This window comes from Bradyrhizobium sp. I71 (genome assembly GCF_022354745.1).
Taxonomy (GTDB): domain Bacteria; phylum Pseudomonadota; class Alphaproteobacteria; order Rhizobiales; family Xanthobacteraceae; genus Bradyrhizobium; species Bradyrhizobium liaoningense.
In genome coordinates this window covers 1,920,048-1,935,039 of sequence record NZ_CP059398.1, presented here as the reverse complement: position 1 = coordinate 1,935,039, position 14,992 = coordinate 1,920,048, and the positions used below count along the sequence as shown (strand labels likewise).

The window sequence follows — 14,992 nt, the reverse complement described above, 5'->3', positions numbered from 1 at the left end:
CGCAAGCGCCGTCTCCCGGACGATGCTTCGCATCGCTCGGAGAAGCATGAAGGCCCCGCTGCTGCAGCTCGGCCTTCATCCTTCGAGACGTGCGCAAGAGCGCGCTCCTCAGGATGAGGGGAGAGAGTAATCCGTGCGTCATCGCGCCGCTGCGCATCGTCACATGACAAAATGATGATGTCACACGGCCTACATCGAATCCCTGTAATCCCGTACCCGAAAGCATTTTGGGGGAGAGCATGATCAAGAACTATCTCGAGCAGCTGCGGATCCAGCGCTGGGACGACCATCGCTACTATCACCACAGCCGCATCAACCAGAGCCTGCACTTCGTCAGCGCGCTGAGCTTCCTGTTCGCCTATGTCTGGCTGTTCATCGATCCCGTGGTCTCCGCGCTGGTCGGCTGGCTGATCTCGATGACCTCGCGTCAGGCCGGCCACTTCTTCTTCGAGCCGCACGATTACGATCACATCAACCATGCGACGCACGAGTACAAGGAAGAGATCAAGGTCGGCTACAACCTGCAGCGCAAGGTGGTGCTGATGGCGATTTGGGCGCTGTCGCCGCTGGTCCTGTTTGTCGATCCGACGTTGTTCGGCCTGTTCACGCCCTGGGCGAGCGCGACCGACTTCATGCGCCAGGTCGCCAAGATCTGGCTCGTGGTCGGCGGCGGCGGCCTGTTGTTCCGCACCGTGCACCTCTTCTTCATCCGCGACGTCGAGACCGGTCTCGTCTGGATGACCAAGATCCTGACCGATCCGTTCCACGACCTGATGCTCTATCACAAGGCGCCGCTGGCGCTGATGCGCGGCGAGCTCATGGATCCGGGCCTGCACCTCAATCCCGAGCATACGCTGGGCCTGATCGTCGAGCCCACACTCGAAGAGCGGCACGCCTGAGCGCGCCGCGTACGCAAAACACTCCGATGTCTGATGGTTGCGTCATGCCCGGCCTCGCGCCGGGCATCCACGTCTTGGGGGCGGCTTCTTCGCCTCTCCCCGCTTGCGGGGAGAGGCCGGAGCGCATCGCAGATGCGATCCGGGTGAGGGGGAGTCACCGCGGGGGCGCTGCCAGCGGGGCGTGCGCCAACTCTCACCGCGCGCGCGGAGAGTCCCCCTCACCCCAACCCTCTCCCCGCTTGCGGCAGGGCAATCGCATATGGATTTCACGGGGATTGTCCGCTGGCTTGCTCCGCCTCTCCCGCTTGCGGGAGAGGCCGACGCGCTCGCAGAGCGCGGCGGGTGAGGGCTCTCGCCACGCAGGGACGTCCTCAGTTAATCTCAATAATCGCAGCGCGGAGATACCCTCTCCCCAACCATCCCCCGCAAGCGGGGGAGGGAGCCTAGTGCCGATGCCGCCGCACCGTGCGCACCATATGCGATTGCCCTGCCGCAAGCGGGGAGAGGGGGAGGAGAGACCTCGCCCCGGAACAACGATGAATGTGGTTGGACTGTTGCCCTCAGCGCCCGAAGCGCTTCGCCAGCATCTCTTTCAGGATCTGCCGCTTGATGTTCTTGTTGGTGAGCACGCCGTCGTGCCACCAGAAGCCGTCGGCCTTCATCTTTTCGGCGCCGCGGACGAAGCGTTCGGCGACCTCGGTGAAGTCGGCGTCGGTGTAGTTGAGGCTGAAGATCAGCCGGCCGGTGCCGACCCAGCTCAGCGCCAGGCCCTCGGCGCGCAGGTAATATTGCAGCATCCAGTTGTAGCGGGAAGGCGTGGTGTATTTCACCGTCCAGATCGAGGAGAAGTTGGCGAACCGCACCGGCAGGTCAGCGCTCTCCATCATCCGGTTGAGCTTCTGGACGCGGCCGTTCCAGGTCTCCTCGAGGCCGTCATAGACCGCGCGGAAGTTCGGGCTGGCGAGGCGGCTCAGGAACTCGTCCATCGCCGTCATGACGTAGGGATGGGAGTTGAAAGTGCCGCGGGCAAAGCAGATGTCGGCGGGACGATCGTCGCGGAAGCGGCGCATCAGATCCTTCTTGCCGCAGACCACGCCGACCGGCAGGCCGCCGGCGAGGCTCTTGCCGTAGGTCACCATGTCGGCGCGCACGCCGAAATATTCCTGGGCGCCGCCGGCGGCGAGACGGAAGCCGACGAAGACCTCGTCGAAGATCAAGACGATGCCGCGTTCGGTGCAGACTTCGCGCAGCCTCTTCAGCCACTCCGTGTAAGCGGCCCGATCGAAATTGCCGCCGCGGGAGGAATCGACCAGCGAGGAATCGCCGGGCGCGTTGGCGTTGGGATGCAGACCCTGGAGCGGATTGACCAGCACGCAGGCGATGTCCTTGCGCGTCTTCAGCACATGCAGCGTCTTCTCCGACATCTCGGCGAGGGTGTAGGTCTCGTGCGCGGGGATGGGATTGCCGACGCCGGGCTGCACGTCGCCCCACCAGCCATGATAGGCGCCGGCGAAGCGGACCAGATGCGTGCGCTTGGTGTGGTAGCGCGCCAGCCGCACCGCCTGCATCACGGCCTCGGTGCCGGACATGTGGAACGACACTTCGTCGAGGCCCGAGATCCGGCAGAGCCGGGTCACGTTGTCGAGGATGACGGGATGGTAGGGGCCGAGCACCGGTCCGAGCGCATGTGCCCGCTTCTCGGCGCCCTCGATGCATTCCTTGTAGAAGTCGTTGCCGAAGATGTTGACGCCGTACGAGCCGGTGAGATCGTAAGAGGTGTTGCCGTCGACGTCGGTGACTGTGACGCCGCGCGAGGACTCCATGAAGGTCGAGGTGCCCAGGTGCTCGCGGACGAGACGCGAGAACTGGAACGGCACGCGGTAGCTCTCGGTGAAGTTCAGGTCGGAGATCTTCTCCGCCGCCTCCTTCGTCATCGCGCGGCCCTTCGGGTAGCGCTCGGCGTAGAGGCGGGCGAGACGGAAGAAGCCGTCCTTGCGTTGCGCGGCGACGTTCGCGGGCGCACCGTCGCAGGAGAAATAGTCGTTCTCTCCGTACTCGTAGAACGGCAGCAGCCGCGCTACCCGGCGCGACATCTTGGAGTGCCCGGCGAGCGACCGGTGCTTGGCGCGGGAGAGTTCGATGCGCGCCTTGAGCTTCGGGAAGGCGGCGGCAGCGGACGCTGCGGCGGCCACGGACATCGAGAGAATCGGGAGTGTCGTTTCCATGACAACAAGCGCTAACCCTGCGAGCTGACAGATTCATGACAGTCAAAGCCCTCATCGCCTCTTTCACCCAGCAGGAAGACCTCAACTTCCTGTTGACCAACCGCATCCCCCGCGCGGCCCTGACCCGCTTCATGGGCTGGTTCTCCAAGGTCGAGAATCCGCTCGTCCGCGACTTCTCGATTGCGCTGTGGAAGCTGTTCTCGGACCTCGATCTGTCGGAGGCGCGCAAGACGCATTTCAAGAGCCTGCACGACTGCTTCACCCGGGAGCTGAAGCCGGGCCTGCGGCCGTTCGATCCGGATCCGGCGGTGGTGGCGAGTCCCTCTGATGGAATCGTCGGCGCCCACGGCAAGATCGCCGACACCGAGCTGTTCCAGGTCAAGGGTGCGCCCTATTCGCTGCTCGACCTGCTCGGCGATTCCGCGCTGGTCGACCAGCACCGCAATGGCTCCTTCGTCACGCTGCGGCTGACGTCGAGCATGTATCACCGCTTCCACGCACCCTATGACGCCCATATCGAACGTGTCACGCTGATCCATGGCGACGTCTGGAACGTCAACCCGATCGCGCTCAAGCGCGTCGAGCGGCTGTTCTGCAAGAACGAGCGCGCGGTGATCCGCACCCACCTCTCTACCGGCGAGGCGGTGACACTGGTGCCCGTTGCGGCGATCCTGGTCGCGAGCATCCGGTTGCACTTCCTCGACATGGTGCTGAACGCGCAGACGAAGGGGCCGGTCAATTTCCCCTGTGACGTCAACGTGGCCAAGGGCGAGGAGCTCGGCTGGTTCGAGCACGGCTCGACCATCATCATCCTGGCGCCCGGCGATTTCAACTTTTGCGACGGCATCGCCGAGGGTTCGCGCATTCGCGCGGGTCAAGCGCTCTTGAGGAGAAACTAGCCTTCAATCTGCCGTCCCCGCTGGCTATATCGTCTGTCGGGGACGACGATTTGGATGTGTGAGCGATGGCGCGGGCGCCGGTCTTGGCCGCGGGGGGTATTGTGCTGCGGCGTGGCTCGGCGCCGTTGATCGCGGTCGTGCGCCAGCGCAAGCGCAACGAATGGGTCCTCCCCAAGGGCAAGCTCGACGACGGCGAGACGCCGAAGGAAGCTGCGCACCGCGAGGTGCTGGAGGAGACCGGCCACGAGGTTGCCGTGCACGAATTTCTGGGCACCCTCGTTTATCAGTCCGGCGGGCGCTCCAAGGTCGTGCATTTCTGGCGGATGGAAGCTGACGGCGGGCCGGTCCGCAAGCTGATGAACGACATCAAGGCGGTCGACTGGCTGACGCTGGACGATGCGATTGCCCGCCTGTCGCGCGAATATGAGCGCGCGTTCCTCAACCAGGTCGGCCCGATCGCGCTTGCGGCGGCGGGGCTGGCAGCGTCGCCGCCGCCGCCCGAGCAGGCGCAAGCGGCCGATGACATCGATACCGCCTTGCAGACGCTGACTCCGGCCGAGGCGGCGTCCGTCGACGAGCTGCGCCACGGTTTGCTGCAGAAGGTGAGGGCGTGGCTGCGCGGCGAGGCGTGAGACCTGTTCACGCCGCTCTGCTGCGCTCGCAATGACGGAGGGGCGGCGCCGTCACCGCCGCTCTTTCTTTTCCCTCGGAGAAGGCGCCGGTCTTCGTGGCGGTGCGAGGCGCTGCATGGCGGGGGGGCGCTGCTGGAATCCACCGGGGCGCTGCATGCCTGGCTGTTGAGTCGCGGCCGGCTGGCCCGGCTGCGGCGGCACGATTCCGCCGGGCTGGGGTTGCATCTGTCCATCGCGCTGCGGCCGGGTTTGCGGCGCGGCGCCCGGCTGCGTTGCTTCTCCGCGGCGCGGTGCGCCTGTCGGGCGACCTGCGCCTTGCTGCTGGCCCTGCTGCTGTCCCTGGCCTGCGCGCCGGCCACCCGGCTGCATGGCGCCGCCTTGTCCCTGCCGCTGCGGCGGCTGCGCGCCTCGCCGGTCAGGCGTACCCGGCTGCTGCTGACCCGGACGGATGTTCTGGCCGGGCTGGCCGCTCGGTCGCTGTTGTCCCGGCGGCGTATTCGGCCGCAATTGCTGCTGCTGCGGTTGGACCGGTCGCGGAATGCGGCTGAGCGCGCCCGGATTGGCGCGGCGGAAGTCGCGCTGCTCGGTGACGATCTGGCGGCCCGTGGTTTGTGCCAGATGCACCTGGCTGACGAAGCCGCGGTCGCGCGCGATCTGCTGCGCGGGAATCGTGATCGGTACCGCGGCAAAGCGCATGACGCCGCCGCCCGCACCCGGCCGGATCGCAAAGCCGCTGGACGCCTGCGTCAGCGCGCCGAGCCGCGTGCCGCTGCTGCGGTCGTCGACGTCGATGTGGCCGACCCGGCCATCGGCGTCGGGATAGAGCTTGATGTTGACGTTGCTGGCCCTGCTCGCCGCCGCGCCTTCCGGCACCTCGACGACGCCGGTGGTGCCGCGGATGCCGAGCGTTGCCGTCGGCGTGGTGATCTTCATGTCGCCGGTCTTCGCCACCGCTGCCGCCACGAAGGCAACCGTGCCCTTGCCGACGTCGAAGATCGCCGAATTCTGCCTGCCGCCGTCCTCGTAGACGTAATTGTCGATCGTGATTTTGGCGCTGGCCGAGAGATTGAACGTGGTGGCGTCGTTGAAGGTGATGCCGAGCGAGGAGTTCGACGAGGTCTGCACCACGTCGTTGAGATAGATGTCGTCGCGCACGCGCAGCGGATAGGAGTTCTTGTCGCGGATCACGGTGGCGATCCCCGTCACCGTCGCGACGTTGCCGATCGGCTCGACGGCGGCGGGCTGCGCGTCTACAGACGGCGTCGGTGAGGCCGACGGCGTCGGGGAGGGGCCGGGTAGCGGCTGTGCTTGCGGTTGCGTCTGGGCGAGCTCGAAGGCCTCGAATGCACAAGCCGCGTTGCCGCCGGCCAGCGACAAGGCCAGCAGCACAAGCGCGAACGCGAAGCGGCGCCGAGCCACCATCAAATCCACGAAAAAGTCCCGGTGAGAACGCGAGGCGAGAGCTGCGGATATGAGCCGGGTTTGGCTGAATGGCGGATGAACATGTTTCGCAGGGCGAGGGGCGTTTGAAAGCCACGTTCGCCCAGAATGTGGCGTCGCCTTCTTGCTCGTCATTCCGGGGCGCGACGACGTCGCGAACCCGAAATCTCGAAATTGGAGTGGGTCTGCGGAGCGAGATCCTCAGGTGCGCAATTGCGCACCATAGTTCGATGCTTCGCATCGCCCCACGGTGGTAATATCAGCTCACGCGCTTCCAGGTCTGGCCGCCGCAGAACATGCCGCCGAAGGCGCAGCCCTGCACGCGCATCGCGTTCGGACCCTTCATCGCGATCGTGGAATCGTAGTTGCGGCCGGAGTCGGGATCGTGGATGCGGCCGCTCCACGTCGAGCCGTCGGGCCTCATGTTGATCAGGATGCGCGCATTGGTCTTCTCGGCGTAACCGCAGAGATTGGCGCCGCACTGCTCGACGCGGACATTGCCCTTGTTGCCTTCGGTCGCCCACAGGCCGATCGGCGAGTTCGGCGCCGCGACGGGCGCGGCGGCAACAGGAGCCGGGGCCGGCGCGGGAGCAGCAACGACGGGAGCGGGCGGGGCAACCGGAGCAGCGGGCGCAGGTTGCGTGGCGTCGACGGCGACGGACGGAGCGGCGGCAACGGTCGCTGCCGGGGCGGCGGGCGGCGTCACGGCCGGCGCCATGGGCGCAGCCGCCTGGACCGGAGCCGGCGCAGGCTGCGCCGTCGTGGGGGCGGGAGCCGGCGCGGTGTCGGCGTCATCGTCCTTGAAACCGCCAAGACCCTTGAGGTTGATGTCGTTCAGCTTGATCGGCTTGTCCGACAGGCCCGGCGCGACGATGGTCACGCAATCGAGCGAGGCGCAGTTGCGCGGCGTCTCGATGCGAATGCGCTGCCCTTCGATCTGGAACGAGATCGAATTGCCGGCATATGCGGCGGCAGTCGAAGCGAGCAACAGCGCGGTGGCGGCGAAATAGAGCTTCTTCATGAGACCTCCAAAGATGCAGCCTTGAGCGGGTATGGTCTATGTCGCTAAGCCAGCGAGCGTGGTTCGACCCTAGGCCGCAAGCCTCGCTCCCTCTGTGACTGAAGTCACGGCCGCCGGCCCGCGCAGCGCAAAGTGTCGGGCGGCTCGCGGTCGTAACAGCGTCTCGCTGCTTGCTCGGTCTTGCGGAAGAAGCCATCCAGACCGGCAAGCGCCGTTACCCAGAGCACAACTCGTTATCGGGAGTAGTGAATCCGTGCCACGCGTTCTTGGGAATGAACTTGGGAATGAACTTGGGAATGAATATCGTTGCGGCTTTCTCAATTGGGCAACTGACATCCATCATTCGCGTCAGATGTGTCGACGCTGTCCGCTTCTCGCCCATTTGCAACCGCCTCGACTTCTGGACTCCCTGCAGCCCTTCGATTAAGTTGATCGCTCCGGCTTCTGAATTGATCGCTCTGCCTTCCTGCGCAGCCAGCCGTCACTGACGCGCTCCTCCGTCCACGACGAACAAGGGGTCACGCATGGTGAAAGACGTTCCGGAGCTGGAGCACCGATCGCCGCGTGAAGTCGAGCGGGAGCCAAAGAGGCCGCTCGAGACGCAGAGCGTCCCCATGATTCGAGAACTCAAGGATCACCCGAGCGCCAAGGCGTTTCCGGCGAACGACAGGCTCCAGGTCGCCGCTCCGGATACGGTCGTGGCCGACAGGGTGTTGCGGTCGGGGACGGCCGGGCACAACGGGTTCAGGAATTTCGTGTTTGCATACGCGAGAGGGTTGCCGGCGCGCGTATGCGCCGTGGTGCCGGACGGCACGACCGAGTTCACCCGCGCGCTCATCTTCTTCCATCCGCTGCCCACACCACGGGCCGGATACGACGACGGACAGTACGCGGACCAGACCGGCGGCTGGCACAACATCTACCGCTACTGCGAGCAGCAGGGCGCCCAGCTCGCCGCGTCGAACAAGAAGATCGTGCTCATCATGCCGATCTTCAGCCTCGCGTCGACGGGAACGTGCGGCGTGTTTCCCGACAAGTGGAAGGATTTGATCGAGTTGATCCTGAGGCATATCCGCGACCAGCGTTTTCCGGGACGGAAAAACGAGGATATGGACCTCAAGGAAGTGATCACGGCGAGCTACAGCGCCGGCGTGGAATACATGAGTACGTTCCTGAACAAAGCCAAGGACCTCAAGTCCGCTCTGAAAGAGGTTTGGGACTATGACGGCCGCTTCTCGACGAGCAGGGACAAGAGTGAGGGACTGCGCTCTTTCGCCCCGAAGGTGTTGACCTACGACCAGCGCCCGGTGAAGCTGAACCAGGTCGTGCAGGAATTCCGCCTCAACAAGGGGATCCACATTCCGCTGCCGCGGTGGCAGGACCTCGGCAAGTCGTCGAGCTTCCTCGACGTTGCCGACCCCAACGTCGCAGCGGTCCCGGGTGCATCGCTGTTCGTCCACGGCGCCATGCCGCGATACCTGATGTTTCACTCGCTGATGCAGAGCTCGGTTGGCTAGCACTCGGCTCAGGCTGGCATTCACACCGCTTTAGAGCCTCGGCGGCCTGATGGCAGGCTGTGATGCGGTCGGTGAACGCTGTTAGATCATGCCGAGTACAATGGCACCGACGAAGGCCATGGCGAGGTAGGCGGTGATAACGCTCAGTCTGCCGGCGAACGTCATGAGTCGCTCCCGATGGTCGCGCGCTCTGCCAAGACCATCATGGTTAACAGAGAGTCACCTCGCGAAAAAGGCAGTCTCGCTGTCGCTCATCGTCGGCAGCCGGCAGCGCGCGCGGCCGCCATGGTTAAGGAATGCTGAAATCAACGTGTTGAAGAGTCTTTAAGTAAATTCACCGAACGTGCGTGCATGACGCGCGGAGTTCGTTTGTATCTCGTCGGCTCCATCGTCCTTGTTTCGCTAGCGGGTTGCGGTCGCGGCTTCTTCCAGGCCGAACGCGAACCGTGGCGGGCCGAGGCGGAAGCCGCATGCCTGAAATCGGGCGCGGTGAAGGAGGGGCCGGATCTCGTCCGCATCGACCCGATCTCCGGCCCGGGCATGTGCGGTGCCGAGTTTCCGCTCAAGGTCGCCGCCATCGGCGAACCCTCGAGCAGCTATGGCTTTGCCGACGAGGCGCTGCGCCCGCCGGCCAGCATCGGCGGCCAGCCGCGTTGGCCGGTGACGCAGCCGCGATCGAATTATCCGCAGAGCCAGAACGATCCGGCATCGACCTATCCGCAAGGCTCGAACTATCCCCAGGGCGCGGTGCGCCAGCCCGGCGGTTATGGCACCTCAACCGGGCCGATATCGCTGAACGCGCCCGGCGTGGCGCCGCAGGAGGACGAGATCGACCTGCCGCCCGACGGTACCGACGCCGCGGGTGCGGCGCGCTACATGAACGCACCGAGCTATCCGGCACGGCCAGCGCCTTACTCGCAGGCGCCAGCGCAGCAGCCGCTGCCACGTCTTGGCCCTGCGCAGGGCAATCCCGTTACGACTCTCGGTCCCGTCGCGATCAAGCCGACGGCGACGCTCGCCTGCCCGATCGTATCCGAGCTCGACCGCTGGCTCGCCGACACCGTGCAGCCATCGGCGATGCGCTGGTTCGGCGTCCGCGTCGCCGAGATCAGGCAGATTTCCGCCTATTCCTGCCGCGGCATGAACGGCAATTCGCGTGCTCACATCTCCGAGCACGCCTTCGGCAACGCGCTCGACATCTCCGCCTTCGTGCTGGCCGACGGCCGCCGCGTCACGGTGAAGGACGGCTGGCGCGGCATGCCGGAGGAACAGGGTTTCCTCCGCGACGTGCAATCGGGAGCGTGTGCGCATTTCACCACCGTGCTCGCGCCGGGCTCGAACGTCTTTCACTACGATCACATTCACGTCGACCTGATGCGCCGCGCCAGCCGCCGCCTGATCTGCCAGCCTGCCGCCGCGTCCGGCGAGGAGGTCGCCGCGCGCGCGCAGTCGCGCAGACCCTATGCGAGTGCGCGCGAGCCATCGGTGACCGGTTCACTCGGTGCGCGCAGGAGCATGGCGCGCAAGCACGAGGAAGACGAGTACATCGACGAATAGCGGCGCGTTTCACCCGTGGCCGAAATGGAGCGAAGCGCAGTCCGGGACAATCGTCCCCGCATTCCGCTTCGCTCCCTGCCGACTACGATCTACGAGACCGGCTTGACGGTACCGGGGCCAGCCCCATGCATCGCTGCACCTCACCCGGAACGTTGTAGGTGCGCATGATGTGGCGGCTGTCGCGCAGGCCGGATGCCTCACGTTGGACGACGAACATCCAAAGCGCGTGGCCGGCTTCCATCACCAGCTTGCGCCTGGCCGGCTGCATTGAGGCCGGAACCTCCGAAGGTGCGTGGGCGGCGTCGAATTCGCGCAAACGCGCGAGGCTCTGTTCGAGTGCGCGGCCCATCCGTCCAAGCGCCGAGGCCTGTTCCTGGACGATCTCATAGTGGAGGATGTCGACCGGCGGGCGAAGATCACGAGACATGGCCGCAATATAGTGCTGCCCGGCCCGTCTGCGCAACGCGCTGCTACTTCGTCTTGTATGCCGCCAGGAACATCCGCGTTGCGCTGTCGACCACCTCGGTCATGCGCTGTTCCGAAGGCGCGGGCGCGGCCTGGAAGACGAAGGGCAGGAACAGCGAGGCCTTGCACAGCTCCATGAACTGCGAGGCGGCAAGATCGCAATCGTCGATATCGAGATCGCCCGCGGCGACGCGGGCCTTGAGATAACCGGAAAGGCGGTTGATGGACTTGTCCAGCACGCGCCCATAGTAACGGCGGCCGACATCGGGCATGCGTTCGGCGATCGCCATCACGGTGCGGATCGCCGATCCGCCACCGGGCCGGCAGACCAGGTGAAGGTAGGCGAGGCCAAACTCCTTCAGCGTGGTCTTGGCATCACGGGTGGGATCGAAATTGAACACGACCTGGCCGTGCTGGAGCGCTTCCTGCTCGAGGATGGCTTCGAACAGCGCGGATTTATCGGCGAAGTAGACGTAGAGCGTGCCCTTCGAGACCTGAGCGGCGCGCGCGATCTCGCCCATGCTGGCGCCATCGAAACCGAGGTCCATGAACACTTTGCGGGCGCCGTCGAGGATCTGGCGGCGCTTGGAGCTGTCCTCTTCATGGACAACCTGCGGATGTTCCTTGGCAACTACAACCATTGGTTTAGAGTCTCGGAAAGTTTTTGGACCGGATCAGGTCCATGAGACCCGAATAAAGCCTTCGAGGTCGTATGGTCTGTCCGTGAAGATTGTCTATATTGACCGAACGGTTCGGTCAATGATACTTGGGATCAGCGAGAGGGAACCGGCTGCGCAGCGGCCGCCCTCGATCGCACCTATTTGGGGGAGGCCTTTATGGCCGTATCGAGAGACCAGACTGCTCGCGTCCTTCGCCAGGACGCGGTGGCGGAGCAGTCGGGGGACGATGCTGCGTCCGAGACATCCGCACCCCATGCCGAGCAGTTGCGCGCTCATGTGGCCGAGGAAGCGAAACGTCCGACCCCGGAGGCGCCAAAGCCCGTGACAGACAAGCCGGCCGCACCCGCGCCAGGCGCACCCGCCGCCGGTGCGCGCAACTCCGGCAAGCGCAAATTCGTCCTGATGGGCGTCGGCCTCGTCCTCGCGCTCGCGGCAGCGAGCTACGCCGGCTATTACACACTGGTCGGCCGCTTCTATGTTTCCACCGACGACGCCTATGTCCGCGCCAACAATACGATGCTCGGCGCGCGCGTTGCCGGCCACATTGCCGCGATCCTCGCCGGCGACAACACGCCGGTGCGTGCCGGCGACATCGTCTTCCGCATCGACGACGGCGACTACAAGATCGCGGTCGAAGCCGCGGCGACCAAGATCGCGACCCAGCAGGCCACCATCGATCGCATCGGCCGCCAGGTCGCCGCGCTCGACAGCCAGGTCGCGCAGGCCAAGGCGCAGCTCGTCTCCGCGGAGGCGGGCCTCAAGCGCGCCGACCTCGATTATGAGCGCCAGCAGGCGCTGAGCAGCAAGGGCTTTGCCTCGCGCGCCACCTTCGAGAGCTCGGAAGCCGGACGCGATCAGGGCGCCGCCGCGGTCAAGGCCGCGCAGGCCGCCTACGACGTTGCCGTCAGCAATGTCGATGTCGCCAGGGCGCAGCAGGCCGAGGCCCAGGCCCAGCTCGCCGAGCTCAAGACCACGCTCGCCAAGGCCGAGCGCGACCTCGCCTTCACCGCGGTGCGCGCGCCGGTCAATGGCACGTTCTCCAACCGCCTTGTCAACACCGGCGACTTCGTCGCGGTCGGCCAGCGCCTCGGCAACATCGTGCCGCTCGACGACGTCTATATCGACGCCAACTTCAAGGAAACGCAGCTCAAGCGCATCCGCCCCGGCCAGCCGGTGACGATCAAGGTCGACGCCTACGGCATGCGCAAGTTCTCCGGTGTCGTCGACAGCATCGCGGCGGGTGCGGGCTCGGTGTTCACGCTGCTGCCGCCGGACAACGCCACCGGCAATTTCACCAAGATCGTGCAGCGCGTGCCGGTCCGCATCCGCGTGCCGAAATCGGTGGCGAAGCAGAACCTGCTCCGTGCCGGCATGTCGGTCTACGCGACCGTCGACACCAACAAGGGCGCCGCCGACGCCGACAGCGAGGTCGATCTCGACGATCCCGCGGTCCATCCGCAGTAAGCGCGGTGACATGAGCCTCGACGCACTCTTACCCCGAGCGCAGGTGCGCTCCCTCCCCCGCCTGCGGGGGAGGGTTGGGGAGAGGGTGTCTCGGCCAGGGAGATTCCCCAAGAGGATAGAGCCCTCACCCGCCGCGCTCTTTGAGCGCGGGAGAGGTGTACCCAACTCGCAGCCTGCTCCAGTCGGAGCTGACACCATGGCCGACGCCACCACTGCTTCACCTGCCATGACGGCGGATCCCGCTTCGGAGCGCATTGCGCCGAAGCGGCTGTTCGCGTTCATCATCATGGTGTTCGGGATGTTCATGTCGATCCTGGACATCCAGATCGTCTCGGCTTCCCTCAGCGAGATCCAGGCCGGACTGTCGGCGAGCTCCAGCGAGGTCTCCTGGGTTCAGACCGCCTATCTGATCGCCGAGGTGATCGCGATCCCGCTGTCCGGTTTTCTGTCGCGCGCCTTCGGCACGCGGCTGCTGTTCGCGATCTCGGCGGCCGGCTTCACCGCCTCGAGCCTGCTCTGCGGCTTCGCCACCACCATCGAGGAGATGATCGTCTGGCGCGCGCTTCAGGGCTTTCTCGGCGCCGGCATGATTCCGACGGTGTTCGCCTCGGCCTACACCGTCTTCCCGCGGACGAAATTCCACATCGTCGGGCCCATCATCGGCCTCGTCGCGACGCTGGCGCCGACCATCGGGCCGACGGTCGGCGGCTACATCACCGACCTGATGTCGTGGAACTGGCTGTTCTTCATCAACGTCGTGCCCGGCATCGGCATCACCATCGGCGTGCTGGCGCTGGTCGATTTCGACGAGCCGCAGTTCGAACTGCTCGACCGCTTCGACTGGTGGGGCCTGCTGTTCATGGCCAGCTTCCTCGGGACGCTGGAATATGTGCTGGAGGAAGGCCCGCAATATGAATGGATGCAGGATACGTCGGTCGCGATCTGCGCCTGGATCTGCGCGATCTCGGCGATCGCCTTCTTCTGGCGCGTGTTCACGGTGGACGAGCCGATCGTCAATCTGCGCACCTTCTCCGATCGCAATTTTGCCGTCGGCTGCACGCTGCAGTTCTGCATCGGCATCGGCCTCTACGGCCTGACCTATATCTATCCGCTCTATCTCGCCCAGGTGCGAGGCTACAGCGCGCTGATGATCGGCGAGACCATGTTCGTCTCCGGCATCACCATGTTCCTGGTCGCGCCGCTGGTCGGCCGGCTGATGGCCACGCTCGACATGCGCTACATGATCGCGTTCGGCCTCATCGTGTTCGCGATCGGCTCCTACCAGATGACCTGGATCACCCGCGAATACGATTTCTACGAGCTGCTGGTGCCGCAGATCCTGCGCGGCGTCGGCATGATGTTCGCGATGGTGCCGACCAACAACGTCGCGCTCGGCACGCTGCCACCTGACCGGGTGAAGAACGCGAGCGGCCTGTTCAACCTGATGCGCAATCTCGGCGGCGCGGTGGGTCTTGCCGTGATCAACACCGTGCTCAACGACCGCACCGACCTGCACATCGCCCGCCTCCAGGAACGCGTGACCTGGGGCAACGCGACCGCGACCGAAACCCTGAGCATGTTCATGCAGAAATTCCAGGGGCTCGGCGATTCCACGCTGATGGCGATGAAGCAGCTCTCCCAGCTCGTGCATCGCCAGGCCGTGGTGATGAGCTTCGGCGACACCTTCCTCATGCTGACGCTGTTCTATCTCGGCCTCAGCCTGCTGGTCGCGCTGCTGAGCAAGCCGGCCTCGCCGTTCGGCGCCGGCGGCGACGCGCACTAGCCTGCTCCACGTTCGCTGTCGTCGCCGGGCGCGACCGGGCGATCCAGCATTTGGCGGAGATTGGTGCGGCGGCGAGGCGCACCAAATTGCAACACTCGTCCGTGATTTCGCGTGGGCCCCGTTGCAAATCGCAAACGACACATCTATAAAGCGCACCTCATTCATTCGAACCGGGAGGGATTTGCATGATTTCGTCGCATTCGCAGATCGTACGCCCGCGCTCGATGATGTCCTGGCTCGGTATGTACGCGGCCTGTTAGAGGCCTCTTCCGCCAGCTTCGATTGGGCCAAGGTTTCGACCCAGCGCGATCGCTCCGCTTCCCAAGTCAAAGTCAGTTTTGAGTGACGCCGTTCCGGCCTTCGCGGCCGGCTTGCGTCCATCGATGGAGCCGGCCCGCGCGTGCGGCCGG

At 65.3% G+C, this 14,992-nt stretch carries 12 protein-coding genes; 7 read left to right on the top strand and 5 right to left on the bottom strand.

Features of this window, described 5'->3' with window-relative positions:
• The first annotated feature begins 239 nt into the window (after positions 1-239).
• The gene (locus FJV43_RS09615; protein ID WP_239626479.1) at positions 240-899 is read left to right on the top strand and encodes a hypothetical protein; all 660 of its coding nucleotides are present in this window, start codon (positions 240-242) and stop codon (positions 897-899) included.
• A gap of 560 nt (positions 900-1,459) precedes the next feature.
• Here the strand turns inward: FJV43_RS09615 and FJV43_RS09610 are convergent.
• Positions 1,460-3,124 carry an aminotransferase class III-fold pyridoxal phosphate-dependent enzyme gene (locus FJV43_RS09610; protein WP_239626478.1) on the bottom strand — a complete coding sequence of 555 codons (1,665 nt, stop codon included), beginning with the start codon at positions 3,122-3,124 and terminating at the stop codon, positions 1,460-1,462.
• Between the two features lie 35 nt (positions 3,125-3,159).
• Between FJV43_RS09610 and asd the strand changes: the two genes are divergently transcribed.
• Together asd and FJV43_RS09600 are read left to right on the top strand one after the other, a co-directional pair.
• Complete coding sequence (gene asd, locus FJV43_RS09605) at positions 3,160-4,023, top strand: archaetidylserine decarboxylase (protein ID WP_197968177.1); 864 nt, start codon at positions 3,160-3,162, stop codon at positions 4,021-4,023.
• A 65-nt stretch (positions 4,024-4,088) separates the two neighbouring features.
• Positions 4,089-4,655 (top strand): NUDIX hydrolase, encoded by a 567-nt coding sequence (locus FJV43_RS09600; protein WP_239626476.1) that lies wholly within the window; start codon positions 4,089-4,091, stop codon positions 4,653-4,655.
• A gap of 51 nt (positions 4,656-4,706) precedes the next feature.
• On the opposite strand, the gene FJV43_RS09595 is transcribed toward FJV43_RS09600, so the two are convergent.
• The gene (locus FJV43_RS09595; RefSeq protein WP_239629374.1) at positions 4,707-6,077 is read right to left on the bottom strand and encodes a FecR domain-containing protein; all 1,371 of its coding nucleotides are present in this window, start codon (positions 6,075-6,077) and stop codon (positions 4,707-4,709) included.
• A gap of 277 nt (positions 6,078-6,354) precedes the next feature.
• Positions 6,355-7,116, bottom strand: coding sequence for a DUF2147 domain-containing protein (locus FJV43_RS09590; protein ID WP_239626474.1), 762 nt, complete (start codon positions 7,114-7,116; stop codon positions 6,355-6,357).
• Positions 7,117-7,730: 614 nt separating this feature from the next.
• On the opposite strand from FJV43_RS09590, the gene FJV43_RS09585 reads away from it, so the two are divergent.
• The gene (locus FJV43_RS09585; RefSeq protein ID WP_239626473.1) at positions 7,731-8,633 is read left to right on the top strand and encodes a hypothetical protein; all 903 of its coding nucleotides are present in this window, start codon (positions 7,731-7,733) and stop codon (positions 8,631-8,633) included.
• Positions 8,634-8,984: 351 nt separating this feature from the next.
• Positions 8,985-10,190 (top strand): extensin family protein, encoded by a 1,206-nt coding sequence (locus FJV43_RS09580; protein WP_239626471.1) that lies wholly within the window; start codon positions 8,985-8,987, stop codon positions 10,188-10,190.
• 82 nt (positions 10,191-10,272) lie between these two features.
• Here FJV43_RS09580 and FJV43_RS09575 read toward each other — a convergent pair whose 3' ends face one another.
• Both FJV43_RS09575 and FJV43_RS09570 read right to left on the bottom strand, forming a co-directional pair.
• Positions 10,273-10,617 carry a DUF6665 family protein gene (locus tag FJV43_RS09575; RefSeq protein ID WP_239629372.1) on the bottom strand — a complete coding sequence of 115 codons (345 nt, stop codon included), beginning with the start codon at positions 10,615-10,617 and terminating at the stop codon, positions 10,273-10,275.
• A 43-nt stretch (positions 10,618-10,660) separates the two neighbouring features.
• Complete coding sequence (locus tag FJV43_RS09570) at positions 10,661-11,296, bottom strand: TetR/AcrR family transcriptional regulator (protein WP_239626470.1); 636 nt, start codon at positions 11,294-11,296, stop codon at positions 10,661-10,663.
• Positions 11,297-11,491: 195 nt separating this feature from the next.
• Here FJV43_RS09570 and FJV43_RS09565 point away from each other — a divergent pair, with 195 nt between their 5' ends.
• Positions 11,492-12,799, top strand: coding sequence for an HlyD family secretion protein (locus tag FJV43_RS09565; protein ID WP_239626468.1), 1,308 nt, complete (start codon positions 11,492-11,494; stop codon positions 12,797-12,799).
• Positions 12,800-12,995: 196 nt separating this feature from the next.
• Positions 12,996-14,582: a DHA2 family efflux MFS transporter permease subunit gene (locus FJV43_RS09560; RefSeq protein ID WP_239626466.1), complete on the top strand. Its 1,587-nt coding sequence runs from the start codon at positions 12,996-12,998 to the stop codon at positions 14,580-14,582.
• The last annotated feature ends 410 nt before the right edge of the window (positions 14,583-14,992 follow it).

Bases quoted from the DNA above. Each gene is read 5' to 3' on its own strand.
- FJV43_RS09610 (WP_239626478.1), bottom strand. From the start codon at position 3,124: ATGGAAACGACACTCCCGATTCTCTCGATGTCCGTGGCCGCCGCAGCG.
- FJV43_RS09560 (WP_239626466.1), top strand. From the start codon at position 12,996: ATGGCCGACGCCACCACTGCTTCACCTGCCATGACGGCGGATCCCGCT.
- FJV43_RS09585 (WP_239626473.1), top strand. From the start codon at position 7,731: ATGATTCGAGAACTCAAGGATCACCCGAGCGCCAAGGCGTTTCCGGCG.
- FJV43_RS09600 (WP_239626476.1), top strand. From the start codon at position 4,089: ATGGCGCGGGCGCCGGTCTTGGCCGCGGGGGGTATTGTGCTGCGGCGT.
- FJV43_RS09565 (WP_239626468.1), top strand. From the start codon at position 11,492: ATGGCCGTATCGAGAGACCAGACTGCTCGCGTCCTTCGCCAGGACGCG.
- FJV43_RS09580 (WP_239626471.1), top strand. From the start codon at position 8,985: ATGACGCGCGGAGTTCGTTTGTATCTCGTCGGCTCCATCGTCCTTGTT.
- FJV43_RS09570 (WP_239626470.1), bottom strand. From the start codon at position 11,296: ATGGTTGTAGTTGCCAAGGAACATCCGCAGGTTGTCCATGAAGAGGAC.
- FJV43_RS09595 (WP_239629374.1), bottom strand. From the start codon at position 6,077: ATGGTGGCTCGGCGCCGCTTCGCGTTCGCGCTTGTGCTGCTGGCCTTG.
- asd (WP_197968177.1), top strand. From the start codon at position 3,160: ATGACAGTCAAAGCCCTCATCGCCTCTTTCACCCAGCAGGAAGACCTC.
- FJV43_RS09615 (WP_239626479.1), top strand. From the start codon at position 240: ATGATCAAGAACTATCTCGAGCAGCTGCGGATCCAGCGCTGGGACGAC.
- FJV43_RS09590 (WP_239626474.1), bottom strand. From the start codon at position 7,116: ATGAAGAAGCTCTATTTCGCCGCCACCGCGCTGTTGCTCGCTTCGACT.
- FJV43_RS09575 (WP_239629372.1), bottom strand. From the start codon at position 10,617: ATGTCTCGTGATCTTCGCCCGCCGGTCGACATCCTCCACTATGAGATC.